This window comes from Flavihumibacter petaseus NBRC 106054, from assembly GCF_000974785.1.
GTDB lineage: Bacteria > Bacteroidota > Bacteroidia > Chitinophagales > Chitinophagaceae > Flavihumibacter > Flavihumibacter petaseus.
The window spans coordinates 1759814-1784862 of record NZ_BBWV01000001.1 but is presented as its reverse complement, the minus strand read 5'-3'; the positions used below and the strand labels follow the sequence as shown (position 1 = coordinate 1784862).

Annotated in this window: 20 protein-coding genes; 6 read left to right on the top strand and 14 right to left on the bottom strand. The window is 49.2% G+C overall.

Features of this window, described 5'->3' with window-relative positions; translation table 11 throughout:
- Positions 1–3 precede the first annotated feature (3 nt).
- Complete coding sequence (locus FPE01S_RS07540; RefSeq protein WP_046368148.1) at positions 4–3213, bottom strand: SusC/RagA family TonB-linked outer membrane protein; 3210 nt, start codon at positions 3211–3213, stop codon at positions 4–6.
- A gap of 209 nt (positions 3214–3422) precedes the next feature.
- On the opposite strand from FPE01S_RS07540, the gene FPE01S_RS07535 reads away from it, so the two are divergent.
- Positions 3423–4040, top strand: a complete 618-nt coding sequence (locus tag FPE01S_RS07535) for a peptidylprolyl isomerase (protein ID WP_245623959.1) — start codon at positions 3423–3425, stop codon at positions 4038–4040.
- Between the two features lie 8 nt (positions 4041–4048).
- Here FPE01S_RS07535 and FPE01S_RS07530 read toward each other — a convergent pair whose 3' ends face one another.
- The 9 genes from FPE01S_RS07530 to FPE01S_RS07490 all read right to left on the bottom strand — a co-directional run bounded on the left by FPE01S_RS07530 (position 4049) and on the right by FPE01S_RS07490 (position 15931).
- Positions 4049–4738 carry an NUDIX hydrolase gene (locus FPE01S_RS07530; protein ID WP_046368147.1) on the bottom strand — a complete coding sequence of 230 codons (690 nt, stop codon included), beginning with the start codon at positions 4736–4738 and terminating at the stop codon, positions 4049–4051.
- 21 nt (positions 4739–4759) lie between these two features.
- Positions 4760–6448 (bottom strand): sodium:solute symporter family transporter, encoded by a 1689-nt coding sequence (locus FPE01S_RS07525; RefSeq protein WP_046368146.1) that lies wholly within the window; start codon positions 6446–6448, stop codon positions 4760–4762.
- A 23-nt stretch (positions 6449–6471) separates the two neighbouring features.
- The gene (gene araA / locus FPE01S_RS07520) at positions 6472–7971 is read right to left on the bottom strand and encodes an L-arabinose isomerase (protein ID WP_046368145.1); all 1500 of its coding nucleotides are present in this window, start codon (positions 7969–7971) and stop codon (positions 6472–6474) included.
- A gap of 17 nt (positions 7972–7988) precedes the next feature.
- Positions 7989–8687, bottom strand: a complete 699-nt coding sequence (locus FPE01S_RS07515) for an L-ribulose-5-phosphate 4-epimerase (RefSeq protein ID WP_046368144.1) — start codon at positions 8685–8687, stop codon at positions 7989–7991.
- A 2-nt stretch (positions 8688–8689) separates the two neighbouring features.
- Positions 8690–10369, bottom strand: a complete 1680-nt coding sequence (locus tag FPE01S_RS07510; RefSeq protein ID WP_046368143.1) for a ribulokinase — start codon at positions 10367–10369, stop codon at positions 8690–8692.
- A 117-nt stretch (positions 10370–10486) separates the two neighbouring features.
- Positions 10487–11146: an HAD family hydrolase gene (locus FPE01S_RS07505; protein ID WP_046368142.1), complete on the bottom strand. Its 660-nt coding sequence runs from the start codon at positions 11144–11146 to the stop codon at positions 10487–10489.
- A gap of 5 nt (positions 11147–11151) precedes the next feature.
- Entirely contained in the window at positions 11152–12279 is a 1128-nt protein-coding gene (locus tag FPE01S_RS07500; RefSeq protein WP_245623958.1) for an aldose epimerase family protein, read from the bottom strand.
- 35 nt (positions 12280–12314) lie between these two features.
- Complete coding sequence (locus FPE01S_RS07495; RefSeq protein WP_245623957.1) at positions 12315–14315, bottom strand: alpha-L-arabinofuranosidase family protein; 2001 nt, start codon at positions 14313–14315, stop codon at positions 12315–12317.
- A 56-nt stretch (positions 14316–14371) separates the two neighbouring features.
- On the bottom strand, positions 14372–15931 hold the full coding sequence (locus FPE01S_RS07490) for an alpha-N-arabinofuranosidase (RefSeq protein ID WP_083990160.1): 1560 nt from the start codon (positions 15929–15931) through the stop codon (positions 14372–14374).
- An 84-nt stretch (positions 15932–16015) separates the two neighbouring features.
- Between FPE01S_RS07490 and xseA the strand changes: the two genes are divergently transcribed.
- Together xseA and xseB are read left to right on the top strand one after the other, a co-directional pair.
- On the top strand, positions 16016–17308 hold the full coding sequence (gene xseA, locus FPE01S_RS07485) for an exodeoxyribonuclease VII large subunit (RefSeq protein WP_046368140.1): 1293 nt from the start codon (positions 16016–16018) through the stop codon (positions 17306–17308).
- On the top strand, positions 17298–17504 hold the full coding sequence (xseB, locus tag FPE01S_RS07480; RefSeq protein ID WP_046368139.1) for an exodeoxyribonuclease VII small subunit: 207 nt from the start codon (positions 17298–17300) through the stop codon (positions 17502–17504). Before xseA ends, xseB begins: the two co-directional genes overlap by 11 nt.
- 145 nt (positions 17505–17649) lie before the next feature.
- On the opposite strand, the gene FPE01S_RS07475 is transcribed toward xseB, so the two are convergent.
- Positions 17650–17988, bottom strand: a complete 339-nt coding sequence (locus FPE01S_RS07475) for an L-rhamnose mutarotase (RefSeq protein ID WP_046368138.1) — start codon at positions 17986–17988, stop codon at positions 17650–17652.
- Positions 17988–19349: an alpha-L-fucosidase gene (locus FPE01S_RS07470; RefSeq protein WP_046368137.1), complete on the bottom strand. Its 1362-nt coding sequence runs from the start codon at positions 19347–19349 to the stop codon at positions 17988–17990. The genes FPE01S_RS07475 and FPE01S_RS07470 overlap by 1 nt, the downstream gene beginning before the upstream one ends.
- A 208-nt stretch (positions 19350–19557) precedes the next feature.
- Here FPE01S_RS07470 and FPE01S_RS07465 point away from each other — a divergent pair, with 208 nt between their 5' ends.
- Both FPE01S_RS07465 and FPE01S_RS07460 read left to right on the top strand, forming a co-directional pair.
- Positions 19558–19818: a hypothetical protein gene (locus FPE01S_RS07465; protein ID WP_046368136.1), complete on the top strand. Its 261-nt coding sequence runs from the start codon at positions 19558–19560 to the stop codon at positions 19816–19818.
- Between the two features lie 75 nt (positions 19819–19893).
- Positions 19894–20472, top strand: coding sequence for a thermonuclease family protein (locus FPE01S_RS07460; RefSeq protein ID WP_052955581.1), 579 nt, complete (start codon positions 19894–19896; stop codon positions 20470–20472).
- On the opposite strand, the gene FPE01S_RS07455 is transcribed toward FPE01S_RS07460, so the two are convergent.
- Positions 20371–23214, bottom strand: a complete 2844-nt coding sequence (locus FPE01S_RS07455; protein ID WP_169749137.1) for a DEAD/DEAH box helicase — start codon at positions 23212–23214, stop codon at positions 20371–20373. The two genes, FPE01S_RS07460 and FPE01S_RS07455, sit on opposite strands and share 102 nt — an antisense overlap.
- A gap of 81 nt (positions 23215–23295) precedes the next feature.
- Between FPE01S_RS07455 and FPE01S_RS07450 the strand changes: the two genes are divergently transcribed.
- Positions 23296–24552 carry a pyridoxal phosphate-dependent aminotransferase gene (locus tag FPE01S_RS07450; protein WP_046368134.1) on the top strand — a complete coding sequence of 419 codons (1257 nt, stop codon included), beginning with the start codon at positions 23296–23298 and terminating at the stop codon, positions 24550–24552.
- A gap of 81 nt (positions 24553–24633) precedes the next feature.
- Here FPE01S_RS07450 and FPE01S_RS07445 read toward each other — a convergent pair whose 3' ends face one another.
- Positions 24634–24879, bottom strand: coding sequence for a hypothetical protein (locus FPE01S_RS07445; RefSeq protein WP_046368133.1), 246 nt, complete (start codon positions 24877–24879; stop codon positions 24634–24636).
- Between the last annotated feature and the right edge of the window lie 170 nt (positions 24880–25049).

Here is a 25049-nt window from a genome sequence, read left to right as displayed (position 1 = left end):
CGGTTAAAAAGTAAGGTTAATATTTACGCCATACCTTTTGGTAGTTGGTGTTTGAAGCGAAGAACTCATAGTGGAGTTGGCATACTGATCGATGTCAACGTCCTTATATTTGGAAAAGTAGAGGAGATTGCGGCCCACCAGTGTGATAGACGCCTGCTTGATAAAGCTTTTAACTAATACCTGCTGAGGAATGCTGTAACCTATCGTTACTTCACGAAGTTTGCTAAATGTCTTTTCAATAATATTTGCTTCATTGGTATTGTAGAAGAAACTGATATAGTCCTGCAGATAGGTTTTTATGGTGTTCGGCGCATATTGCAGGTCTTTGTAGTTGGTCACTTTACCATCCACATCATATTCAATTGCTGCTCCGTTGCTCACAACAACACCCTCGCCCATCCACGATTTCACACCAAGATAGTCCTGGTAACGCGCTTCTCCCATCTTTCCTTCTACGGTATTGATATGGCGGCCACCACGGTAAGTCTGCTGCTGGATGTAATTGACCATATGACCTCCTACCCGACCATCGAACTGAAAGCCCAGGCTGATTCCTCTATATGAAAAGTTGTTGATCATAGACCAAACCCAATCAGGGTTACCATTACCTAAATACTGTGCAACTGGAGAGCGCAAAGGGCGACCACCGGCATCATTTATTATCTGTCCATCGGGTGTTCTTACAAACGCAGATCCATACAGTTTGTCAACCCGGTCACCTGCTCTGAAATAGGTCTTGTAAACATCAACATCTGGAAAGAAACTGGTGAACTTTTCTGTGAAGGTTGACCAGTTTGCCATGATGTTCCAGTTTAATCCTTTTGCACTACGAAGTGGCACACCAGTAGCTGTTACTTCCCAACCGGTTTTTTTTGTCTTAACTCCATTTGCCAGCTCACTAGTGAATCCGGTTGCTTCCGAACGCGGCAACAGGTAAATGCCAGGGCCATCGTTGTTAACAAAGTGAGTTACATCAAAACCAAGACGGTTTTGCAGAAACCTCACATCAACACCTATTTCCAGTGCTTTGCTCGTAAAAGGCTGAATGTTTGGGTTGTTAATTGTGGGGGTATAATATGCACCAGCTTTATTATCATATACAATCGGCGTACTGTAAATCGAAGAGTTTTGATATGATGGACCCTCGTAAGAGGAATAATACTGCATGCCATAACCAACAGGATACGACGCGCCCGGAGTAGCTCCGATGGTTGCGCTGGTCAGTCCTCCTTTTACGTTGGCATATGATCCACGGAATTTCAGGAAAGAAATAAAATCAGGAAGTTCGAGATAGTCACTCACTACGGTGCTGAGTGCGGCCGAGGGGTAGAAGTAGGTGTTGTTTCCCTGTGGCAGTGTTGAGAGTTTATCTACGCGGCCCGTCAGAGAAAGGTTGGCATACTTGCTGAACCCAATGTCTACATAGCCATAGCCACTCAACACAAGCATGTCTGAACGGAAATTACTGGCTTTGATAGGATTTCTGCTATTAGTGAACGTATACAACTCCGGCACATTGAGGTAATCGGTACTAACGTAGCTGCTGCTGTATTTGAACGAACGGGCGTTTCCACCCACCGATGCACGCAGGCTTATGTCCCCAACCAGCTTGTTCTTGTTATAGGTTGCGAGGAAGTCGGTATTATTTTCGAAAAGCGCTCTTCTGTCTTCCCTGTAGTCACCCAGACCTTCTTCCCGTCCATAAGGGTGAGCACTAAAGGGCATTTTCTCCGTGCGCAGCAGGTCATATGTGGTAACCTGTGTACGCAAATGGAAATCGATATTGTTGTTAAGCTTGTAGGTCAGCTTCAGGTTTCCGTTCACATCATTCTTATAATGTCCGCGTAACCATTCATAACTCATGAAATAAGGATTGTGGTAACGCTGATACTCCGCATAGATTGATTGAACGCCTTCCTTACCTGGCTGCCAGTAATTCCGCATGTCGTCAACGTTCCAGTCCGCCCCTGCCCAGATCGTGATATTATAAATCATACTATTCGGACCATAGGTAACATCCGGAATATTAGGCGTATACTGCCGATTGTAGTTGATATAAGATTCCAGTCGGAGCTTGTCACTAAAATTATACCCGGCTGAAAAATTGAAGTTTGTAATATTCAGTTGAGTATTGGGGACGATACCCTTCTGGTAACTGTGAGCAATACCGAAACGCAGATCAGACTTGTCAGACTTGGAAGAAATGGCAATACTGTTTGTAGACAACAACCCTGTCTGCAGGAAGCGCTCGAGGTTATCTTTGCCACGGGCGACCCATGGTGTGGGGATACGTTCGCCGGTCTGAGGATCAATCGGAGAATCGTATTGGGGTATCAGCTGACCTTCAAACTTAGGTCCCCAAACATCATAGTCTGCGTCATTGGTGCCACCACCCTTTCCATCAACAAAAGCATATTTACCGTGATCACCGGGGCCATACATATCCTGGGTCCTGGGAATTGCATTGAATCCTTTTTCGAACATTGTACTGCTGTTAAACTCAATGGAAAACCCGCGCCTGTCTTTTGAACCTCTTTTCGTGGTGATCATGATCGCGCCATTCTGCCCGCGATAACCGTACAGCGCAGAAGCTGTCGCCCCCTTGAGTACGGTATAGGATTCAATATCATCAGGTGAAATATTCCAGGTATCCGAGTTGATCGGAACACCATCAACAACATACAGGGTGATTCCCGTACCGCGCAACAGTACATTCGGGTTGCCCAGCAGTTCGGGTGATGCGCCAACGGTAAGTCCAGAAACCTTCCCCACCAAACCATTGATGGCATTAGGCTCCCGGGCTTTCACCAGGTCTTCCCCTTTTACTTCCTGGGTTGCATATCCAACTTTTTTCTTGTCTTTCTTTACTCCCAGTGCTGTCACCACCACTTCATTCAGTGCGTTGGCTGCCTGATTGACGGCAATGGTTATGCGTCCATCATCTCCCACAGTTACTTCCTGCGTGGTAATGCCAACGCCCGATATCACCAGCACATCACCGGCTTTTGCGGCCAGCTGGAAGCTGCCGTCAACACCGGACGCTGTGCCTTTCTTACCGCCCTTTATGGTAACGGTAATACCGGAAACCGGTGCCTGATCTTTCTGTGATACTATTTTACCGGATAACGTTTGCTGTGCCTGCATAAGAAGCGGAAAGCAGAGCAATAAGAGTAACCACAAGTGCCTGAGGCACCTGTTTGTAATCTTTCTCATAAAGAGTTGCTTTGATGTTGATTTGCGGCAAAAGTATCCGGGCTAAATGACGCGAGTGTTAAACACACTTTAACAAAATGTGAACGGAATTCTACATTCGGCTGTAGTTAACCGTTACCGGCAAATCACTTCTGCCTGCTGAGGTGCATCTCTTTAAATAGTATATCGTTGGTAGATTTTTCCGAATTTTACCTCGCAGATATGGCAATATGAAATTTTTGTTTCCCATTTCCCGGCTGGCCGCACCTGCGGTGATCTCCTGCATGCTCCTGCTGTTCCTGGCCGGTTGTCATCCCCAATCACCCCAGGGCAATCCGCGCATATCTATCGAAACTCCCGATGGAAAAATCATTATTGAACTGTTCGCAGATAAAGCCCCTAAAACTGTAGCTGCCTTTCTTGCATTGGTAGACGCCGGCAGGTACGAAAACACTTCCTTTTACCGCGCCCTTACTGTAACCAACCAGCCTTCGAATGCCCCAAAGGCTGAGCTACTTCAGGGCGGACTATGGAACCGCAGAAAAAAAAGACCAACGCTGCCCGCTATCCCCCATGAATCCACAGCGACTACCGGCATTCATCATGAAACGGGTACAATTTCCCTGGCCCGAAATGAACCTGGAACCGGAACTTCTGAATTTTTTATCTGTCTTACCACCCAACCGGGACTGGACTTTGGCGGCGTGAACAATTCTGACGGGCAGGGTTACGCTGCGTTTGGAAAAGTAGTGGAGGGAATGGAGGTGGTGTACAAGATCTACCAGAAACCGGAAGAGGATCAATATCTTGATCCTCCTGTTCCGATTTTTAATATCAGCCGTAATTAACCTGCTGTTCAGATAAATTTGATGCCCTCGCTTTCCAGGCGTTTATATTTCTTTTTATCAAACACATAGTAAAAAGCGCCTTTCTTCGACGAAGCTTTTTCCTTTTCGTCAAGCCGCTGTAAAACGCCGAGGGACAATATCTTCCGGGTAAAGTTGCGCTTGTCGAAATTCGTTTCATAAACGGCTTCATACAGGGCCTGCAACTGCTGCAAGGTAAACTTATGTGGCAGCAACTCAAACCCAATCGGGTGATTGGATACCTTTTGCTGCAACCGCTCCTTAGCCAGCCGGATCATCTGGCGATGATCAAAGATCAGCGCGGGCAGCTTCCGCAGGTCTACCCATTTGGCATTATGCTGTTCCAGCTTTTCGCCATCGGAATCATCAATTTTGATCAATGCGAAATATGCCAGGGAAATAACCCTTCCACCCGGATCGCGATCGACCTCACCGAAGCAATGCAATTGCTCCATGTAGATCTGGTCCAGTCCGGTCAGGTTCAGCAGGATCCTGCCAGCTGCCTGATCAATGCTTTCGTCCTGGGCGGCAAAACCGCCCATCAGTGACCACTTCCCCTTTTCAGGTTCAAAGCCCCGCTTGATCAGCAGGGCTTTTAAACTATTTCCATCGAAACCGAAAATGATGCAATCTACTGCCAGCAAAAAGCGATCATAGTTTTTGTATTCGATTCTAGACATCGCAGTCGTATAACTTCTAAATTACCAGAATTTCACATAAAGTGCCATGAGAATGAGCAATGTAACCACTATTTGCACAAGGGTCGTTGGCTTCACTTTAAACATGCCCGGCTCATGATCAAATGCTTTCGGATTAATTTTCGGACCAGTCAGGCTCATCGCTACCATCACCGGCACGGTGAAGAAGAACGCAAAGCCCATACAGATCAGGAATGGAATCTGGTAAGCTTTCGCATCACTGTTGTAGTAAGCGGTATACAGCCAGGTTTCGTTTCCGAAAAGCAAGGGCGCAAATTCGTTGAAAAATACGGACAATGCAAATCCGAGCAGGATTCCCACGACAGCAGCGGCTCCAGTAGTGCGTTTCCAGAACATACCAAGGATAAATACGGCAAATACACCCGGACTGATGTAGCCGGTATATTTCTGGATAAAGGTAAATCCGCCTGCACTGCCTATCCCCAGAAGATCATTCCAGGTAAAAAGGATGGCAATAATCATCGCAAACAACACGACCATCCGGCCGGTCCAAACCATTTTGGCTTCATCGGCCTCCTTATTCATGTATTTTTTATAGATATCCAGCGTGAAGATCGTGGAGATACTATTGGCCTTGCCTGCCAGTGAAGCCACAATGGCTGCTGTCAGTGCTGCTACGGAAAGGCCTTTCAAACCTGAAGGCAGGAAGCCAAGTACTGCTGAATAGGCGCCGTCCATGCCGCCCACCAGCTGGGGCAGGTGACCATTCTTGTACAGCACATAAGCCGCAATACCGGGAAGCATTACGATTACGGGCATCATGAGCTTCAGCATACCCGCAAACAAAATACCGGTACGGGCGGTCTGCAGATCAGCCCCCAGCGCCCGCTGGGTAATGTACTGGTTACAACCCCAGTAGTTCAGGTTCACTATCCATTGTCCCGCGATATACATTAATATTCCGGGGAGAATCAGGTATTTATTGACATCCTCCTGCGACGAGGCCGCAGTCGGCTTGTCCAGGATCATATGAAAATGCTCCGGCGCATCTTTGAGCAGCACTTTGAAACCAGCGATCGCATCAGCTCCCACACCAAATTTTTCGCCAACGATGGATAGCGCCATATAAGTAGTGGCCAATCCGCCGATGATCAGCACCGCAACCTGGATTACATCCGTATAACCAATAACCTTCATACCACCCAATGTGATCAGGATGGCCGCAATTGCCAGGGCAATCATGACTGTGTGGAGATATTCACCACCCAGCAATCCATTGATGGCAATGGCACCCAGGTAAAGAATTGAGGTAAGGTTCACAAATACATAGAGGAACAACCAGAAGATCGCCATGATCAGCGCCACGGTTTCATTATACCGCATCTTCAGGAACTGTGGCATCGTATAAATCTTGTTCTTCAGGTAGATCGGAATGAACCAGACCGCAATGATGATCAGGGCAATGGCTGCCAGCCACTCATAAGCGGCAACAGCAATACCCACAAAAAATCCATTACCACTCATGCCAATAAACTGCTCGGCAGAAATATTGGAAGCGATCAGGGAGGCGCCAATGGCCCACCAGGTGAGTGAACCTTCCGCGAGGAAGAAGTCTTTGGTATCGGTAACCGCTTTTTTCTTGCGGGTGTAAATCCAGTATCCGTATGAGCCTACTACTATCAGATAGATGAGGAAAACGGCAACGTCTGCAATCGAAAGATACTTGTTCATGTTGGCCAGTAAAGAGTTTTAGCTTAAGAATTAAGATGGTAATATACGTCACTCCACCGCAATTCGTTCTTGAATTGATAGAGATTTGTCTCTTTTCCTATCAAAACATATTCAATCTGTAGCATGTCTGCAAAGTCCTCCAGATGCTCCTGGGTCAGGTTCTGACTATAACAGGTATGATGTGCTCCACCGGCCAGTATCCACGCGCCGCAGCCGGTTTGCATATCGGGATGAGGCTTCCAGAGTACCCTTGCCACGGGCAATTTGGGAAGATCATGCTGCGGTTCAACTGCATCTACTGTATTTACCAGCAACCGAAATCGGTTACCCATGTCGATCACAGAGGCATTCAACGCGGCACCCGCAGCCACATTAAACACCAGACGTACTGGGTCTTCCTTGCCACCAATTCCCAGGGGGTGAATCTCACACCTTGGTTTTCCGTTTGCAATAGACGGGCAGATTTCCAACATGTGCGAACCCAACACCATTTTATTGGAAGGGTCAAAATGATAGGTGTAGTCCTCCATAAAAGAGTTACCACCGGGAAGGCCGGTTGCCATCACTTTCATCGCCCGTACCAAGGCAGAAGTCTTCCAGTCACCCTCTCCGCCGAAACCATAGCCCGCCGCCATCAGGCGCTGGGTGGCAATTCCCGGTAATTGCTTCATGCCGTGCAGGTCTTCAAATGTATCTGTGAATCCGCTGTATCCGCCGGCTTCCAGGAAAGTCTTCATACCCAGTTCGATACGGGCAGCGTCGGCAAGAGACTGCCGCTGCACACCCCCTTTCAGGAGGCCTTCAGTCAGCGTATACGCGTCGCCGTAAACTTCCATCTGCTGCTCCACTTCAGTGTCGGACACCTGGCTGATCACCTTCACCAGGTCACCGATACCATGGGTGTCAACGCTGTAACCGAACTTGATTGCCGCCTCTACCTTATCACCCTCAGTAACCGCAACCTGGCGCATGTTGTCACCAAAGCGAACAAATTTTGCCGTCTTCCAGTCGTTATAGGCTGCTGCCGCCCTCGCCCAAACATCAATGCGGGTCAGCACTTCAGGGTCCTGCCAGTGACCCACTACCACTTTACGGCGTAACCGCATCCTGCTCATGATAAATCCAAATTCACGATCTCCATGTGCACTCTGGTTCAGGTTCATAAAGTCCATATCAATCTGTGCCCAGGGAATATCACGGTTAAATTGAGTGTGCAGGTGAAGCAGCGGCTTCTGCAGGATCTTCAGGCCACTGATCCACATCTTCGCCGGGGAGAAAGTATGCATCCAGGCAATGATGCCGATACAATTCCTGCTCTGATTCACTTCCTGGCAGAGGCTGAAGATCTCATCCGGAGTTTTAACCACCGGCTTGTATACCACATTAACAGAAACACCGGGTGCTGCCTGAAGGGCATTTGCGATCTCCCGTGAGTGCGCCGCTACCTGTTTCAACGTCTCTTCTCCGTACAAATGCTGACTGCCGGTTACAAACCAGACCTCAGCCTGCTGAAATGCTTTCATATGCTTGTTTTATAATTTTAAGCCTGTCCGTAATAGGAGTCCGGGCCGTGTTTGCGTTCGAAATGTTTGCGGATAAGGGATTCTTTCATGCGAAGTGCCTCGGGGTTGATCTGCTCCGTCAGCAGTGCCATTTTGGCAACTGTCTCAAGAACGGCACTATGATAAACGGCCTTTGCTGCTGTTTTCCCCCAGGTAAAAGGTGCATGATTGCCCACAAGGATCATTTCCACTTCGCGGGGATCCAGCTGGCGGGTTTTAAAACACCGCAAGATCTGGAAACCGGTTTCATATTCATAATCACCGCGAATCTTCTCGTCTTCCATCGGTGGCGCACAGGGAACATCCACGGTAAGGTGATCCGCATGTGTAGTTCCAAACAGGGGAATATCCCTGCCGGATTGTGCCCAGGCAGTTGCATAAACGGAATGCGTGTGGGAGATACCACCCACATGTTCCCAATGCTTGTACAAAACTGCATGGGTCAGGGTATCTGATGAAGGACGCAGATTTCCATCCACCAATTTGCCATCAAAGTCGACCACTACCATATCTTCCGGACGAAGATTGGCATAGGGAACGCCGCTGGGCTTAATAGCGAATACACCGGCCTGCCGGTCTGCAGCGCTGACATTTCCAAAAGTAAAAAGCACCAGCCCGAGTTCAGGCAGCTGCATGTTCGCGGCATAAGCTTCCTCGCGGATCAAAGCATAAGTCATGGTCAGTTTGTTTTGGTCTGATGGCTGGAAATATATTTGCCCAGGTGATGATAGCGCTGATAACGCTTCGCATAATAGGCACTTTCAGCAGGGCGGGGTTCATAGATCATGTCAAAGCCTTGCCCCATTTTATCCATTGCCGCTTCAACATTTGGATAAATGCCGGCTGCCGTGGCGGCAAACATGGCGGCTCCTGCTGCACAGGTCTGTTCCGACCGGTGAATCCGCAATGGCATCTGCATGACGTCAGCCATCATTTGCATGATGTAGGGAGATTTCCTGGCAACGCCGCCAAGACCAATCAATCCCTTTACAGGAACTCCTTCATCCCGGAAACGATCCACAATTGCCCGGGCACCGAAACAGGTTGCCTCAGCAATCGCACGGAAAATTCTGGGCGCATCCGTTCCCAGGCTCAAACCGGTGATTGCGGCTTTCAGCTCCTGGTCGGCATCTGGCGTCCGCCGGCCGTTCAGCCAGTCCAGCGCGAGCTCATCCTGCGCAGTCAACGACAACGCCGCTGCTTTTTCAGAAATATCCACGATAAACCGATCGTTCATTTCTTTTTCCAACGCTGCTGCCAGTACACTGTCAATCTGGGCGGATTGTCGTAACAATTGTCCGGTATAACCCGTGATGGTCTTGCGGAACCACGCGTACGCATCTCCGAAAGCGGATTGTCCGGCTTCCATCCCCATCATCCCTGGAATAACGGAACCGGGTACCTGGCCGCAAATACCGCGCACCAGCAGATCCTGTACTTCTGTTACCGGCGCTACGAGCATGTCGCAGGTGGAAGTCCCCATCACTTTACTGAGGTGATAGGGTTCAATTTGTCCACCCACCGCACCCATATGCGCATCAAATGCGCCGATTCCTACCACAACAGATTCATCCAGCCCGAGCCGCGCTGCCCATTCGGCAGAAAGTCTTCCTGCAGCCTGGTCTGCAGCGTAAGTCTGCTCAAATGCGCGATCCCGGTAGCCATCCAGCAGGGGGTCGAGATCGGTAAAGAAGGAATTGGGCGGCATCCCGCCATACGCAGCCGACCAAAGTGCTTTATGACCCGCACTGCAAACTCCCCGGCGCATGGTATCTGCCGACTGGCCACCAGTCAGCAGGAATGGAACCCAGTCACAGTGTTCCACCCAGGAATAACAGGCTGCACGTATGGCAGAATCCTCCCGCAACACATGCAGCAACTTGGCCCAATACCACTCTGAAGAATAGATACCACCTACATATTGCAGGTAATTAATATCGTAACGGGTTGCATGGGCATTGATTTCAGCCGCTTCTTTCAGGGAAGTATGATCCTTCCAGAGCACAAACATGGCGTTCGGATTCTGCTCAAACTCAGGCAAAAGGGCCAACGGCACACCATGACGGTCTACCGCCACAGGCGAACTTCCAGTGGTGTCCACTGAAATAGCTTTTACCCCGGCAGCAACGGATGCACCCGCCTGCCGTAAACAGGATTTTACTGTTGTTTCGAGTCCTTCTATATAATCCAGGGGGTGCTGCCGGAAACGACTGGCAGCAGGGTCACAATACAAGCCGTCCCTCCAGCGGGGATATTCAAATACGGCAGCAGCAATCTCGGTTCCATCGGCAGTGTCCACAATCACAGAACGCACAGAATCAGTTCCGTAATCCACGCCGATTACAAATGTATTTGGCATAAAAAGAGTATGACAGGCAAATTCGAACCCAATATAATCACTATTCGGAACAATAAGTGTAATTTCGACATTTAAATTTAAGACAGACCCTGACTGCGTTTGACCCCGATTACCGCCTCAACCCAAGAGGCTGGTATAGTCGCTGGTAAACAGTAAAATATTTTTATATGCCGAGAACTCGTCCGGCTCGTGCAGGGTGGTCAGCACAATGGCTTTCATCCCTGCATTCGCTGCTGCCTCCACCCCTTTCGGTGCATCTTCAAATACCACACAATCCTCCGGCTGCAATCCCAGCCTTGTTGCACACTCCAGGTAAGTTTCGGGATCCGGCTTGCTGATCTTCACATCATCAGCACTTACAACGGTATCAAAATAATGCCGCAGGTGCAGATTGTTCAGCACGAAATCGATATTGAAGGGAATGGCGGCGGAACCAATGGCCATCTTAATGCCCTGCTGTCTTGCTTCTTCCAGCAGTTGGGGCAACCCGTCTATCAATTTCAGTTCAGGCAGGTATGCTTCCTGGTAACGTCGCTCTTTTTCCATGGAAATGCGATCCATTTCTTCTGCCGAGAACCTGCCTTTGCCGAACACCCTTTCCAGTAATTCAGCATTCTTGCCATACATCTGGCGTTTCACGCCTTCATAGTCCAGCCCCGCTTTCAGGTCATCATTCAGTATTCCAGTCCAGGCTTTCACATGAAATCCCATGTCATCGATCATCGTTCCATTCAGGTCAAACAGGAGTCCTTTGAAACGCGATAAAACAGCTGTCATATTTGTCATTTAGCCATCCTGCCTACCCTGTACACCGTAACGGTATGATATTTTTCACCCGGCTGCAGGATGGTAGTGGGAAAATCCTTTTTATTGGGCGAGTCCGGGAAATGCTGTGTTTCCAGGCAAAGCGCCGTATGCAAATTAACCGGTGTTCCGGTATGATTGGTAAACTTGCCATCTAAGAAATTGCCGGCATAAAACTGGATGCCCGGCTCGGTGGTCTGTACTTCCAGCAAACGGCCGCTTACACTGTCTGTAAGGATTGCCACAGTTTCCAGGTTCTTCCCTTTCCGGTCAATCACCCAGTTGTGGTCATATCCGCCCGGCACCTGATCCATCCGGCTGCCTACAGTAGCAGCCTGTGAGAAATCAAAAGGTGTTCCCGCCACCTTCCGGATCTCGCCAGTGGGGATCAATCCACTGTCTACAGGGGTATAGGAGCTGGATTTAAGCTGCAGGCGATGGTCCAGAATGGTGCTCCTGGTATCACCGGTCAGGTTGAAGTAACTGTGATTGGTCAGGTTGACGGGGGTTGCCTTGTCGGTTGTGGCATCGTAGGTAATCCTGAGATCGTCATTATCGCCCAATGCATAGGTGACCTTTACCTGTAGGTTTCCGGGGTAACCCTCTTCACCATCCTTGCTCGTATATTCCAGAATGAGCGTCGGTACAGAATCCTGCACATCCGCTGCTTTCCAGATTTGTTTGTCAAATCCTTTCAGGCCGCCATGGAGATGGTTCTTTCCGTTATTGGCAGCCAGTTTGTATTCTTTTCCATCAAGCGAAAATGCCGCATTCCCGATCCTGTTACCATAACGACCAATGATGGCGCCGAAATAAGGTGGTTGCTGCAGGTATTGGGTGATGGTATCAAAACCCACCACGATGCTGCTCACAGAATCATTTTTGTCTTTTGTACGGAAAGCAGTAATAATGCCGCCATAAGTGGTAATACTGACAGCTGTTCCGTTGCTATTGGTCAGCGTGTACAATTCAACAGGTTGGCCTTCAACTGCGCCAAACGGCGTCTTGATGATGCCGGTATGCGGCTTTTGTGTCTCAGTGCCGGGCGATTGGCAGGCAGCAAGCCCCAGCGCCAGGGAAGTTGCGGTCATGAATAATGTTTTCACGTTTTGGTGTTTTTTATTAATGGTTTACAAGCGTATCACGGTAAGTGGCAGGGTATGCGGATGACAGTAAAGGAATAAGGCGGCAGTGATACTTTCAACTGTTTGCCTGAAACCGATCTGCTGGTAGTAACCGGTAATATTGATGGCTTTTCGCCCGGCGCGTTGAACACCGTCAGGTCATTATGCTGCAACCTTGTTTCACTGATGGTTTTACCTTTGCGGCGAATCCCGTTCAGCTGAATGTTCTTTTCTGCCGCAACGCCTTTCACATTGGCAATCTTCACAATGAGCATCCCGGCAGGCCGGTCAAGTACGGCCGAAGCGTAAAGACTGTCCTGCCCGGTCAGCGGAACATTCATCGCAGTCAGCGATACAACTTCAGTCCCCTTATTCAGGCTGTACAGTTGCTGCACATAATAATTTGGTGTCAGCCATACATTCAGGTTGTCTACCCAGATCAGGTCAGGCGCCCATTGCCAACCATCAATATGCGAAAATAAGGGTGCATAGGATGCCATCTGTACAACAGCAGCATTCCTTTCCAGGCCGGTCATGAATGCCGCTTCCGCCAGGGCGCTACGCCAGTTGTTCCGGTCACTGCCGGTCAGGCCTTCTACATGTGCTGCAAATTCTCCGGCAAAAACCTTACTCCCTGTACGTTCGTATTTGTCATACCGGTCTGCATTTTTTAGGAACCATTCCGGTTTGGCGTAATAATGTTCATCGATCAGGTCAGCCTTCATCGACCGGAAGGCACTGTCCAGGTACCGGAAACCGGGGCCACCGGAAAAAGGACCCGTGCTGCTGACCAGCTCTATTTCAGGATATTTTGCCTTGATCCGTTGCTGGAAAATGGTAAACCGCTCAACATACTGCGGCCCCCAGTTTTCATTTCCGATGCCGATCTTCCTGAGTTGAAAAGGAGCGGGATGCCCCATTTTCGCACGAAGCTGACCCCAGTGCGTGGTACTGTCTCCGTTGGCAAATTCGATCAGGTCGAGGGCGTCACTGAGGTAGGGGTCAAGGTCATCAAGGGGAACAAGCTCAGCTGTATTGAACTGACAGGCCATTCCGCAGCTGAGAATGGGCAGTGGCGAGGCTCCGATGTCTTCCGCCATCAGAAAATATTCATAAAACCCGAGACCGAATGTCTGGTAATAATCAGGAGCCGGACGATGTGCAAATTCATTATTCCACCGGTTGATGCTCACTTCCCGGTCGTCAACAGAACCAACCGTTTTTTTCCACTGGTATCGTGTTTCCAATTCATGCCCTTCCACGATACAACCACCCGGAAACCTGACAAACCCAGGTTTGAGATCAGCCAGTGCCTGTACCATATCTGCTCTTAAGCCCCCCTTCCGGCCCTTCCAGGTATCCTGTGGAAAAAGGGAGATCTGATCGAGATCAATTGTTCCGCTGCCGGTAATGGTCAACCGAAGTTTGCCCTTCTTCGCCCCACCACTTGTACCAAAACTGACGCTTCCCTTCTGCCACCCGCCTGCATTGCTTTGCGGTCGCCAGTTTGCCTTCCCGATCACTTTGCTGCTGTCATCCAGTAACTCGAGTGTGAGTGCAAGCCCGGCTGTCACTTGCCGGTAAAGCAGGGAAAAATCGTATTGCCGTCCTTCCCGGATACCCATCCCCCGAAACCCTTCATTGGTCAGTTCAAGGCCTCCGGTCGCCAGGTCATTCGCTTCGATCCTGATATAACGGGGATTGGTTGGACGCTGGGTGCGCTCATTGAGCACTCTGACCATACCGTCGCTGATTTGTTTGCCAGACAACTCCCAACCCATAAATGGGTCGGAAAACTCAAAAGAGCGATTCTTGACCAACTCTGCATACAGGCCTCCGTCTGCACCCAGATTGATGTCTTCAAAGAAAATGCCCCACATGGTCGGCTGAACAGAGGCTACAGTTTTGGCGCCTTCAATTACCCATGAAGTTTCCTGCGCCTGTAATCCGGTCACAGGCAGCAGGCTGGCGCCAACCCATCCAAGGGTACGCCAGAAAGACCCAGATTTATATTTCACCAGAATGATTGTTGTGTACGAAGAATAGAATTAACCACAAACTTCCGCCCCTGAATTTATTGCAGTGAAAGGACAACCACTGAGGCAGGTGGAAGTTTCACTTCAAGCTGGTCACCTTTCAGCTGAGCTCCGTTAAAGACGACAGGCCTGATTTTATCCGGTGTGTCAAATCCGTTATAATCCTGCAGATTCGCAGAAGTCAGTATACGGCCACTTACCTGCTTCAGCGACATGCCTTCCAGTTTAATACTGATCAGTTGTGTTTTCTTCGGATCAACATTGGTCAGTGACACAGCAACTTTTCCCGCTGCATTTTTAGATGCTGATACGGATACTGCTGGTACGGTGTCTTTGCCAAGAATATAGTCGGGAGATTTCAGCGTAATAGGGATAAGGGTAGCATCCTGGTGAACATTGTACATTTCCATCACATGGTAGGTGGGTGTCAGTACCATCTTTGCACCATTTGTCAGGATCACAGCCTGCAATACATTGATGGCCTGCGCTAGGTTTGCCATTCTTACACGGTCAGCGTGATTATTGAAAATATTCAGTGTAAGTCCGGCCAGCACCGCATCGCGGATAGTATTCTGCTGAAACAGGAAGCCTGGATTGGTACCGGGCTCCACGTCATACCATCCACCCCATTCATCCACCACGAGGGCAACTCTTTTTTTCGGATCGTACTTGTCCATAATTGCCGAATGCTTCGTTACCAGTTCTTCCATTTTCCACGCCTGGCGCATGGTAGCGGCATATTGTACTTCTGTAAACCCGGTGGCAGACCCCTTCTTGTCCCAGTCGATCACCGAGTAGTGGTGAAGCGCTACGCCTTCCAGCATATGGTTCGGAATATCACGCATCAGCACTTCCGTCCAGTGAAGATCACCTGAGTTTGCGCCCGAAGCGATCCTGAAGAGCCTGCTTTTTTTGGAGTAGTTGTTCATGAACGTGGCATACTTGCGGTATTCGTTGGCATAATATTCCGCCGTCATATTACCGCCGCATCCCCAGGCTTCATTGCCAACACCCCAATATTGTACATCCCAGGCCTGCTTGCGCCCGTTTTCTTCGCGCCATTTACTCATCGGGCTGGTGCCATCAAAATTCACGTACTGAACCCAGTCAGACAGTTCCTGAACAGAGCCGCTGCCCACATTTCCTGCGAGATAGGGCGAAGCCCCGATACGCTCACACAGATTCAGGAAATCATGGGTACCAAAGCTGTTGTCTTCCGTAACGCCGCCCCACCAGGTGTTGACAATAGTTGGCCGTTTTTTGCGATCCCCAACGCCGTCTTTCCAGTGATAAGTATCTGCAAAGCAGCCTCCGGGCCAGCGCAACTGCGGAACTTTCAATTTCTTCAGCGCCTCGACCACATCGTTACGCAGGCCTTCCGTATTGGGAATCCTGCTGGTATCACCCACAAAAAAACCACCGTAGATACAGGTACCCAGGTGCTCCGCAAAATGTCCGTAAATGTTTTTGTTGATGGTTATCTGGGCATCTTTGAAATGCAGGGTACCAGTGGCATCCTGTGCTGCAACGCCTTTTCCGGCCATCACCGCTGCCAGAAAGGCGACAGCAGTACGGATTGGTTTTTTAAATGGCAACATAGACTCGTTAAGTTTTATTAATTGTACAATTTACACTTTTAACCAAAACAGCCAAGAAGTTTTGATGCTTATCTTTATACGATCATGTCACCGATCGCCCTTTCCGAGCTAAGCCTGCTGCTCCAGGAAACCATCAGGAGAAGGTTTTCCGCAACCCGGTACTGGGTAATCGCTGAGATCAGCAATCACAGCTACTATCCCCAGAAAGGCTTTCATTATTTTGAGCTGGTAGAAAAATCAGGCACCCAGCTGATCGCAAAGATCGCAGCAGTTGCATGGACTGCTGGGGCGGGAAGGATCAGGGTATTTGAACAACTCACCCGGCAGTCTTTCCGCAATGGAATTGGCGTATGTGTGGAAGTTACCGTCGATTTCCACCCGGTTTATGGCCTTAAATTAACGCTGACAGACATCGATGCTGCCCACACGCTGGGCCGGTTGGAACTTGCCCGTCAGGCGGTTTTCGCGGCCCTGCTGAACGATTCGCCTGATATGGTCTGGAAGGATGGAGACTTGCTGGCGAGTTTTAACCAGCAATTGGACCTGCCGATTGTAGTGCAGCGCATCGCCCTTGTCGGCTCCCTTCAAAGTGCCGGTTATGCTGACTTTCTTCACAGTCTCACCGAAAACCCTTTTGGTTTCCGGTTCAAAGTAGATCCTTTTCCAGTATTGGTGCAGGGAGAAGAAAATGCTGCAGCTTTTGCCGGCGTTATGGCTACTGTGGCTGAACAAGCGCTCAGATCGAAAGTGGATTATGATGCGGTGGTGATTGTCAGGGGTGGTGGTGCCGATACCGACCTGTTGCTCTTTGATCAACTTCCTGCTGCATTGGCTATCGCCTCTTGTCCTTTTCCGGTAATTACAGGCATTGGCCACCTGAAAAACGAATCAATCGCCGACCTCGTTGCTCATACAGCACTCAAAACACCCACCCAGGTGGCGGAATTCCTGGTCCAGCGCAACCGTGAATTTGAAACCAGTCTTGTAGCGTTGCAGTCCGCCATAGCAACATCTGTCCGCCAAAACCTGCTGAGCCGGAAACACACACTGGAGCGCCTGGGTGCTTCCATTGCAGCCCGTCCCGGTTTACTGTTGCTAAATAAAAAACACAACCTGCAACATATCGCCAGGGAAATCCTTGCAGCGCCTGTTTCATTTTTACAACGCCGGCAGCAGGCTATTAATGAAATCCGCCGCCTTTGCCATATTGCCTCCCCCGAGCGCACGCTGGAACGCGGCTTTGCCTGGCTGGAGCAAGATGGGAAAATTATTACCAGTGCTGATGGCCTTACCAACGGCGATAACTTTGATGTACGGCTGAAAGACGCCCTGCTAAAAACCACCTTAATCCAGAAAACAGCTTACCATGGAAAATGAAATGACTTACGAAGCAGCTTTTGAAGAGCTGAAGGGAATTGCTGCTGCAATCGAACACGATACGATCAGCGTGGATGAACTGACACAAAAATTGAAGCGCGCCGCAGTTCTACTGGAGATCTGTCAGGCGCGCCTCAGGTTTACCGAATCGGAAGTGAACAAAATAACTGGTCAGGTTCCGTCGGCTTATTCTTGAAACCGTCCCTAAATGCTTGTTTTTCTCTTCTCTTATTCACTCTGAATAAAGGAAAAAGCGGGCCAAAAAACAGTGAACAGATTATCAGTTACTTATAATTTTGACCATGTAGAACAGGCTACACGACTGCATATCCTTCGTTGCGCTATTTCCCCAGGTCGAACACTTTGTTCATGAGCAACCACTTCTCTCCAGGCTTCGCCCAGGGCAGCGCCTGCTGGAATGTGCTCATCAGTGTTTCCCATTTCTGAACCACCGGATTCGCTGCGTCAGCAGCACCCTTATCCGCAAAACTGAAAGATGCCGCTGTTTCCATGATCATGAATAAACGATTCCCGGTCCGATAGATCTGCATGCTTTCGATTCCCGCTTCCCGGATGGAAGCCAGGATCTCCGGCCAGACTTCCAGGTGATAACGATCGTATTCATCCCAGGCGGTGGGATCGTCGCGAAGATCCAGCGCCAAACAATAACGTTGTGCCATTAAAAATTGATTTTGATTACAGTATCATTCGGATCATGCTCCAGCGATTTCAATCCCGAAAGGTGAAGCTGCCCTTTTTTCAGGATCACATTCTGCACGACCGCGCCGGTTGCCAGCAAGATAGCTGATTTTACTTTCTTGAAGGGAAGATTGGCAATAGACACCGTGTCCGCCGCCGGATCCAACAAATGAATATAAAGTACATTGTCTTTTTTGGTGGCAGTGCCCCAGGACTGCAAACCAGTTCCCGCTCCCCTCGTACCGTAAATACTTTCCCCGTTCTTTGTTAGCCACTGGCCTACACTATCCAGCACGTTTACGAACTCCGGTTGTATGACACCGTTAGGCATCGGTCCTATATTGAGCAGCAGGTTGGCATCAAGTCCCGCATCTTTTGCGAGCAACTGCACAATGGTTTTGGTTGATTTGTAGGAGCCGTCAGTTATATTAAATCCCCATGAATTGTTGATGGTTTCACAGGTTTCAAGCGGCAGGTCAGAGATGCTGTTTACATCAGTTCCCCATCCTGTCGTATTATGACCGGGCAGATCTTTTTCAAACATCTGGAAATCTTCTCCGCTGATCGTACTCAGGTGGTGATTATTGCCAACAAGCGCCTTCGGCTGCAACTGATGGATTAATTGATATATCTCGTCATAATGCCAGTCGACCTTACTTTTCCCGTCCCACTGTTTTGTCTCTTCATTAAACCCAACCTGGTCCCAGTGGCCATCGAACCAGATGCCTGCAATCGGTCCATAATTGGTAAGCAGCTCCGTAAGCTGGTTTTTCATGAACTGTACATAGTCATCCCACTTCCCTTTTTCAGTTCTTCCGGTTCCCTGCCCGGTGCGTCCTGTCCAGTACTGGTAGTCCGTACGATACCAGTCAAGTAAGGAGTAATAAAGGAAAAGCTGGATACCCTGTTTCTGGCATTCCGCCGACAGCTCCTTCAGAACATCTCTTCCGTAAGGTGTATTCGTGATCTTCCAGTCTGAATACTTCGTATCCCAGTTGCTGAACCCATCATGATGGCGGGTAATGAAAGTGATATATTTCATGCCGGCGTTTTTTGCCGTGCTTACCCATTTTGCAGCATCGAACTGTTCCGGATTGAAGAGTTGCCGGAGTTTCTGGTAATCTTTTACTTTGATATTCCTGTCGTTCATCACCCATTCACCGGCACCCAGAACACTGGAAGCCCCCCAATGGATAAACATACCGAACCGGTCCTTCCGGAAAGTTTCCCGGGCAGCCTGATTCGCATCTGTCGGCTGATAGGAATTCTTAGGTTGCGCAAATACAGGAGTTATGGCAAACAGGCTGCCGGCTCCCAGCAAAATCGTTAGCATTTTTTTCATGCTGCTAAAGTTAAGTGTCTGCCTGTTTTGGCTTTATTTCTAACTGGCCATAATACAAGCAAAAATTAACCTGTGCTCTAAATGAGGCAGTTACCGGTTTAGCGATCCGGCCTGGACAAAAGAAACGTTAAGAAAAATCAGGATGGCATGCACAGGCACAGTTCTTGAAAATGTAGGATTGTAATTGTTCATCAAAAAAGGAAATAGTATGAAAAAGCGTAACAGTCAGAAGGCAATAAACTTTGAAGTTGTAGTAGATGGTAAGCCTGTGGAAGTTGTAGCAAAACCATACAACGCAGTCCACGATCTGCCAAGATTCCGTGTAAGCTATAACGGAGGACCCGTTCATATATTTGGCCTGGATCCGCAAGTCGGAAAAATCATCGCACTGGATAGTGCATCCGCAGAGATCCATCCCAAAATAGAGCATGCAATCGGTGGTGCACTTGCACAAAAGGTTGCAGCCTAGTCCATTTCTACGATCACCTGATATATTATCTGTGCTCGGAAGCCATTCTAATGAATGGCTTCTTTATATTGTAACATGTTTACTGCATTGCTGCTTCTTCTACTGCTTAACGGGTATCCTTATACGCTCACAGGGATGGCTGTCAAAATCAAGGACGGTGACACTTTTGTGTTGCTCACCGGCAAACAGGAAACCTTCACCATCCGGCTGGAGGGTATTGATGCGCCGGAGAAAGGGCAGGATTTTTACAAGGCTTCCAAAAACATGCTTTGCAGGCTACTGCAGCAAAACCCCCTTACAGTTAAAGTAATCAGTAAAGACCGCTATGGAAGGTTGATCGCCCGCGTGAACGCCGGGGATCACGGTGATATTAACTTCGCGATGATCAGGTGCGGCATGGCATGGCATTTCAAAAAATACTCCTCCGAAGTATTGCTTGCCGATGCAGAAATTTTTGCAAAAACCCATAAAACCGGCTTATGGAAGATGCAGTACCCCATTCCACCCTGGGAATTCAGGCAACAGAAGAAACCAACACCCGCTAAACAAGCATCAGGAAAACAGGTATCGCAGGTCTTCTTCTGTAAGCGCCCGCATCAATCCGTCATCATCTCCCACAAGGGCATCAGACAACGACCGCTTGCGTTGCTGTAATTCAACAATTTTCTCCTCTATACTGTCTTTGCAGATCATCTGATAGGCAAAAACATTTTTCGTCTGGCCTATACGGTACGCACGATCCACGGCCTGCTGCTGCACCGCAGTATTCCACCAGGGATCCACCAGGAAAACGTACTCCGCCGCCGTAAGCGTCAGACCCGTATTGCCTGCTTTCAGACTGATCAGGAAGACATTCACCTGGTTGTCTGTTGCCTGAAAAGCCTCCACCATTTCCATCCTTTTGGCAGCAGGTGTTTCACCGTCGAAATGGTAATAGGCGATACCCTGCTGCTTGCATTGGTGGGCCAGCTGGTGCAGTACTCCTTTGAACTGCGAAAACACCAGAACCTTTTTCTGGCGCAACGGCTCACGCAGCTCTTCCATGAGCGCGCTGATCTTTACGGAAGGAATTCCTGATGCTTCGGGCAATAATTGCGGTGCCGCGCAGATCTGGCGAAGCCGCTGCATCCCCTGCAGAATCGACAATTTGGATTTGCCAAGTCCTTCGTTTTTGATGTTCAGGAAAATACTGTCCCTCACCTGTGAAAGAGTTTCATCGTAGAATGCCTTCTGTTCAGTTCCCATTTCGCACCAGCGCAGCATTTCTGTTTTCGGGGGAAGATCAGACGCTACCTGCTGCTTGGTACGCCGCAGCAGGAATGGCGCCGTAAGTTTTTGCAGGGCGGATATTTTTTCTTCATCCTGATCGCGATCAATCGGTACGGCATATTCTTTCCTGAAAAACTCCAGTGTTCCCATCATACCCGGCAGCAGGAACTGCAGCTGGGCAAAGAGATCAATACTGTTGTTCATTACCGGCGTCCCGCTGAGTGCCACCTTTGCTTTCGCACGAAGCTGATAAACGGCACGCGTGATCTGTGCAGCGGGATTTTTAATAGAATGACTTTCATCGAGTACAACAGCCTCCCATTCGATAGCCTGTAATTTTGCATCATCTGCCCGAAGGGTTCCGTAGCTGGTGATCAGTACACCCGGCTGTTTCCCCGGGGCCCAGTAGTCTTCGAGCGATCGGGTGGATTCATGATATACAAAAGGACGCAACGAAGGCGCAAACTTTTCCATCTCAATCCTCCAGTTGTGCACCAGGCTCGCGGGACAAACAATCATCGCCGGACGGTCTGGTGCGTTTTGTTTCAACCGGGCCAGGAAGCTGATTGTCTGCAACGTCTTACCAAGACCCATATCGTCGGCGAGGCAACCGCCTGCACCAATCTCATGTAACAGGCAAAGCCATTCAAAACCCTTCTGCTGGTAGGGCCGTAGCTGTGCCTGCACCGTTTCAGGAAGCGAATACAGTTTTTCTTCTGTCGATTGCCAGCGTTGCCACTTCTCCAACCAAATTTGTGGAAGTGGTCTGACAGCTGTGTTCAGCCTGTCTTCCGCAGCAAGGAAGATCCATGGCGGCACCGTGAGTTTTCGTTCAGCCACTCTGCCATGTTTCACCAGCGTGCTGTAGGCATGAAGCCATTCTTCTGTGAGCACCACGATGGAATGGTCTTTCAGCAGCAGTGATTTTTGTCCGGCCAGCAGCAGCTTCTGCAATTCCAGCAAACGGATCTCTTCTGCGCCGCAGGTCACTTTCATTTCCAGTATGATGGCAGCATCATTTTTCTCCAATACGTTCACTGCAGTTTCAACCGGATATGGCGCATAACGGAAATGCCGCAGAAATGCCATACCCAGCAGCTCGACATTGTCCGTCAGCAACTGGTGATATACTTTCAGAAACCAGTGTTTCTTTTTGGCCTCTGCAAAATTCAGGTGGAAAACGCCATTCAGCTGTTTGGCAAACAGCGGATGCAATGCCTGCAACCGGTCGACAAAACCCGTTTCTTTTTCCCGGCTGCGTTGGATATCATACAGTTTTCCATTCCTGTTGACCCGCTCTGAATGCACCCATGGCCCTTCGACCCAAAACCCGTCATAATTCCAGCGTGGTGTCAGCAGGAGAAATGCGTTGCTGATCTCCGAGAGATAAATGGCATGCACCGGTTCAACGGAGATTGTTTCAATATCATCCATTGCACTGGTTTCAATCGCATAGCCATCACTGGTCAGACGAGCGAGAACCTGTTCGGAAAAACCAACAGGATCCATGGCATATACTGCCGGATCGTTGGCTGCCAGCCATTGCAGGGTCTGGTAGTCTGCGAAACGCAGCAGGTAAAAGGTGCCGTCACGCTGCAGAAAGAAAAGCTGTTGCTCAAACTCTGTAAGTGTGTACTGCTGATCGTTAAGCAGCAATCGCGCTTCCAGTGAAAGGCCCGTCGTGTTGTCCCGGTGAACGAGGAAGTTGAGAACCGGTTGTCCGGGGAACAACTGGCAGGTTGTCGTGAGGTGATTGCCCGTTGCCGGGTTGACCACCTGGTGATAGATTTTTTCCGTGCAAAGCGTCATCCAGAGCTGTTCCAGCACCTGATGCGTATGACGCATAAACGACCGGTTGACATATTGTGTAAGTGAGGTGCCGGCTTTTTGTTTGGCATGCGTGCGGGTCAGTTCGGCTACTTTTGCGGTCAGGGCCTCATCACCCAGTGACAATACGGTCTCCCGGAAAGTGCTTGTCCAGCCCGGAAAATATCGGGTAAGCGTATCCTGGTCCAGGAGATCCTTCGCCGTTTCAATACCTTTTGCGCCCTTGCTGATATGGATCAGTTCCAGAGGTGACCACCGCTGCTTCAATCTCGACGGCTTCAGGAACAATGCCGTTTTCATTTCCGGTTTTATCATGGGCCTGCAAATATAGGGAGAGCAGTTTTGTATCTTCGCTGCCGCAAAACGTCAAAATCGTCAGGCATGAAACTGAGTCATCTAGCCGAAACATTGATCGGATCAGAAATTGTGAAACTGGGTGGAGAAATCCGGGAAAAGATCAGCAAAGGGGAAAAGATTTACAATTTTACTGTGGGCGATTTTGATCCGCAGGTATTCCCGATACCGAAAGCCCTCGAAGATGCCATTGTTGAAGCTTACCGTCAGCATTTTACAAATTACCCGGCCGCCGAAGGGAACACAGATCTCCGGAATGCCATCGCTGCATTTACCGCTACCTGGGAGGATCTGCACTATGCTCCGGGGGATATCCTGGTGGCTGCCGGCGGCAGGCCCCTGATTTATGCCTGTTTCAGGGCAATCGTAGACAAAGGTGACAGGGTTATTTATGCCGTGCCTTCCTGGAACAATAATCATTATACGCATTTTGTTGAGGCAGAACATGTAGTGGTGGAAGCCGGGCCAGAGAATAATTTCATGCCCAGTGCAGCTGATCTTGCACCTCATCTGAAAGGTGCTACCCTGCTGGCCCTCTGTTCCCCGCAAAACCCTACCGGAACCGTGTTCAGCAGGGAAACGCTTGAGGAGATCTGCGACCTGGTACTGGCTGAAAATGCCAGTCGTGCTCCCGGTGAAAAGAAACTTTACGTGATGTATGACCAGATGTACTGGCATCTAACATATGGCGATATCCGCCATTACAACCCGGTATCGCTACGTCCCGCCATGCGGGAATTCACCGTCTTCATCGATGCGATCAGCAAGGTTTTTGCAGCTACGGGGGTAAGGGTGGGCTGGAGCTTTGGCCCTGCGACGCTGATCTCAAAAATGAAAGCGATATTAACTCATGTCGGCGCATGGGCTCCGATGGCAGAACAAAAAGCAGTAGCGAAATTCCTTGGCCAGGAAGACGCGATCAGGGTATACCTCGCCCATTTCAAACAGGAAGTAGCGGAAAGGCTGGTAAGGATTCATGATGGTTTTATCCGGTTGAAAGAAAAGGGTCATGAGGTAGATGCTATCACGCCGCAGGCCGCGATCTATCTTACCGTCAAATTCGATCTGAAGGGAAGAACTACAGCAGCCGGACAGGTTTTGTCGAGCCAGGGAGCCGTCTCCGATTATCTTTTGAATACCGCAAAACTGGCTGTTGTTCCGTTTTATGCCTTTGGTGCACGTCCCGACTCTCCCTGGTACCGGCTGAGTGTAGGCACCTGCAAAAAAGAAGAGATACCGGCTATGTTTGAACTTTTACAACAAGCGCTGGAACAGTTGCACTGATAGTTACAACACCAGAGTTCCCTAAACCGCATAAAAAAAGCCACCCGGATGGATGGCTGTATGGTACGCTTGCCTTACAGTTTAATTCTTGTTGTTCAAAAAGACAAAGGCAGACTCACCAGCTGCAATTACCTGCATAATCCTTCTGCTGTCATCGAACACTTTAAATTTGTTGCAATCGATCACTTCATACACGTTGCTGAATGTCTGCGGATTTTCAACGTCCAGCAACAAACTGTGCAGGCGTGTCAACTCCAACTCCATCGCAGCTTCATTGTCGCGTGCATTTTTTACAAGGACGAGCAAATCACGATTCGGCGCTTTCATTTCATCAGATTTTAATAACCAACAAAGCCTTTATTAAGGTTGCAACCGCAATTTTTCTTTCCCCCCATCTTACCGCTACTTCCACAACCGGTTGCAATACTACTAATCAATACGATCAGAACGACGTATATCAGCGTCTTCTTCATACTTTAGATTTCTAATTTAAACTT

Bases quoted from the DNA above. Each gene is read 5' to 3' on its own strand.
- FPE01S_RS07540 (WP_046368148.1), bottom strand. From the start codon at position 3,213: ATGAGAAAGATTACAAACAGGTGCCTCAGGCACTTGTGGTTACTCTTA.
- FPE01S_RS07535 (WP_245623959.1), top strand. From the start codon at position 3,423: ATGAAATTTTTGTTTCCCATTTCCCGGCTGGCCGCACCTGCGGTGATC.
- FPE01S_RS07530 (WP_046368147.1), bottom strand. From the start codon at position 4,738: ATGTCTAGAATCGAATACAAAAACTATGATCGCTTTTTGCTGGCAGTA.
- FPE01S_RS07525 (WP_046368146.1), bottom strand. From the start codon at position 6,448: ATGAACAAGTATCTTTCGATTGCAGACGTTGCCGTTTTCCTCATCTAT.
- araA (WP_046368145.1), bottom strand. From the start codon at position 7,971: ATGAAAGCATTTCAGCAGGCTGAGGTCTGGTTTGTAACCGGCAGTCAG.
- FPE01S_RS07515 (WP_046368144.1), bottom strand. From the start codon at position 8,687: ATGACTTATGCTTTGATCCGCGAGGAAGCTTATGCCGCGAACATGCAG.
- FPE01S_RS07510 (WP_046368143.1), bottom strand. From the start codon at position 10,369: ATGCCAAATACATTTGTAATCGGCGTGGATTACGGAACTGATTCTGTG.
- FPE01S_RS07505 (WP_046368142.1), bottom strand. From the start codon at position 11,146: ATGACAGCTGTTTTATCGCGTTTCAAAGGACTCCTGTTTGACCTGAAT.
- FPE01S_RS07490 (WP_083990160.1), bottom strand. From the start codon at position 15,931: ATGTTGCCATTTAAAAAACCAATCCGTACTGCTGTCGCCTTTCTGGCA.
- xseA (WP_046368140.1), top strand. From the start codon at position 16,016: ATGTCACCGATCGCCCTTTCCGAGCTAAGCCTGCTGCTCCAGGAAACC.
- xseB (WP_046368139.1), top strand. From the start codon at position 17,298: ATGGAAAATGAAATGACTTACGAAGCAGCTTTTGAAGAGCTGAAGGGA.
- FPE01S_RS07475 (WP_046368138.1), bottom strand. From the start codon at position 17,988: ATGGCACAACGTTATTGTTTGGCGCTGGATCTTCGCGACGATCCCACC.
- FPE01S_RS07470 (WP_046368137.1), bottom strand. From the start codon at position 19,349: ATGAAAAAAATGCTAACGATTTTGCTGGGAGCCGGCAGCCTGTTTGCC.
- FPE01S_RS07465 (WP_046368136.1), top strand. From the start codon at position 19,558: ATGAAAAAGCGTAACAGTCAGAAGGCAATAAACTTTGAAGTTGTAGTA.
- FPE01S_RS07460 (WP_052955581.1), top strand. From the start codon at position 19,894: ATGTTTACTGCATTGCTGCTTCTTCTACTGCTTAACGGGTATCCTTAT.
- FPE01S_RS07455 (WP_169749137.1), bottom strand. From the start codon at position 23,214: ATGAAAACGGCATTGTTCCTGAAGCCGTCGAGATTGAAGCAGCGGTGG.
- FPE01S_RS07450 (WP_046368134.1), top strand. From the start codon at position 23,296: ATGAAACTGAGTCATCTAGCCGAAACATTGATCGGATCAGAAATTGTG.
- FPE01S_RS07445 (WP_046368133.1), bottom strand. From the start codon at position 24,879: ATGAAAGCGCCGAATCGTGATTTGCTCGTCCTTGTAAAAAATGCACGC.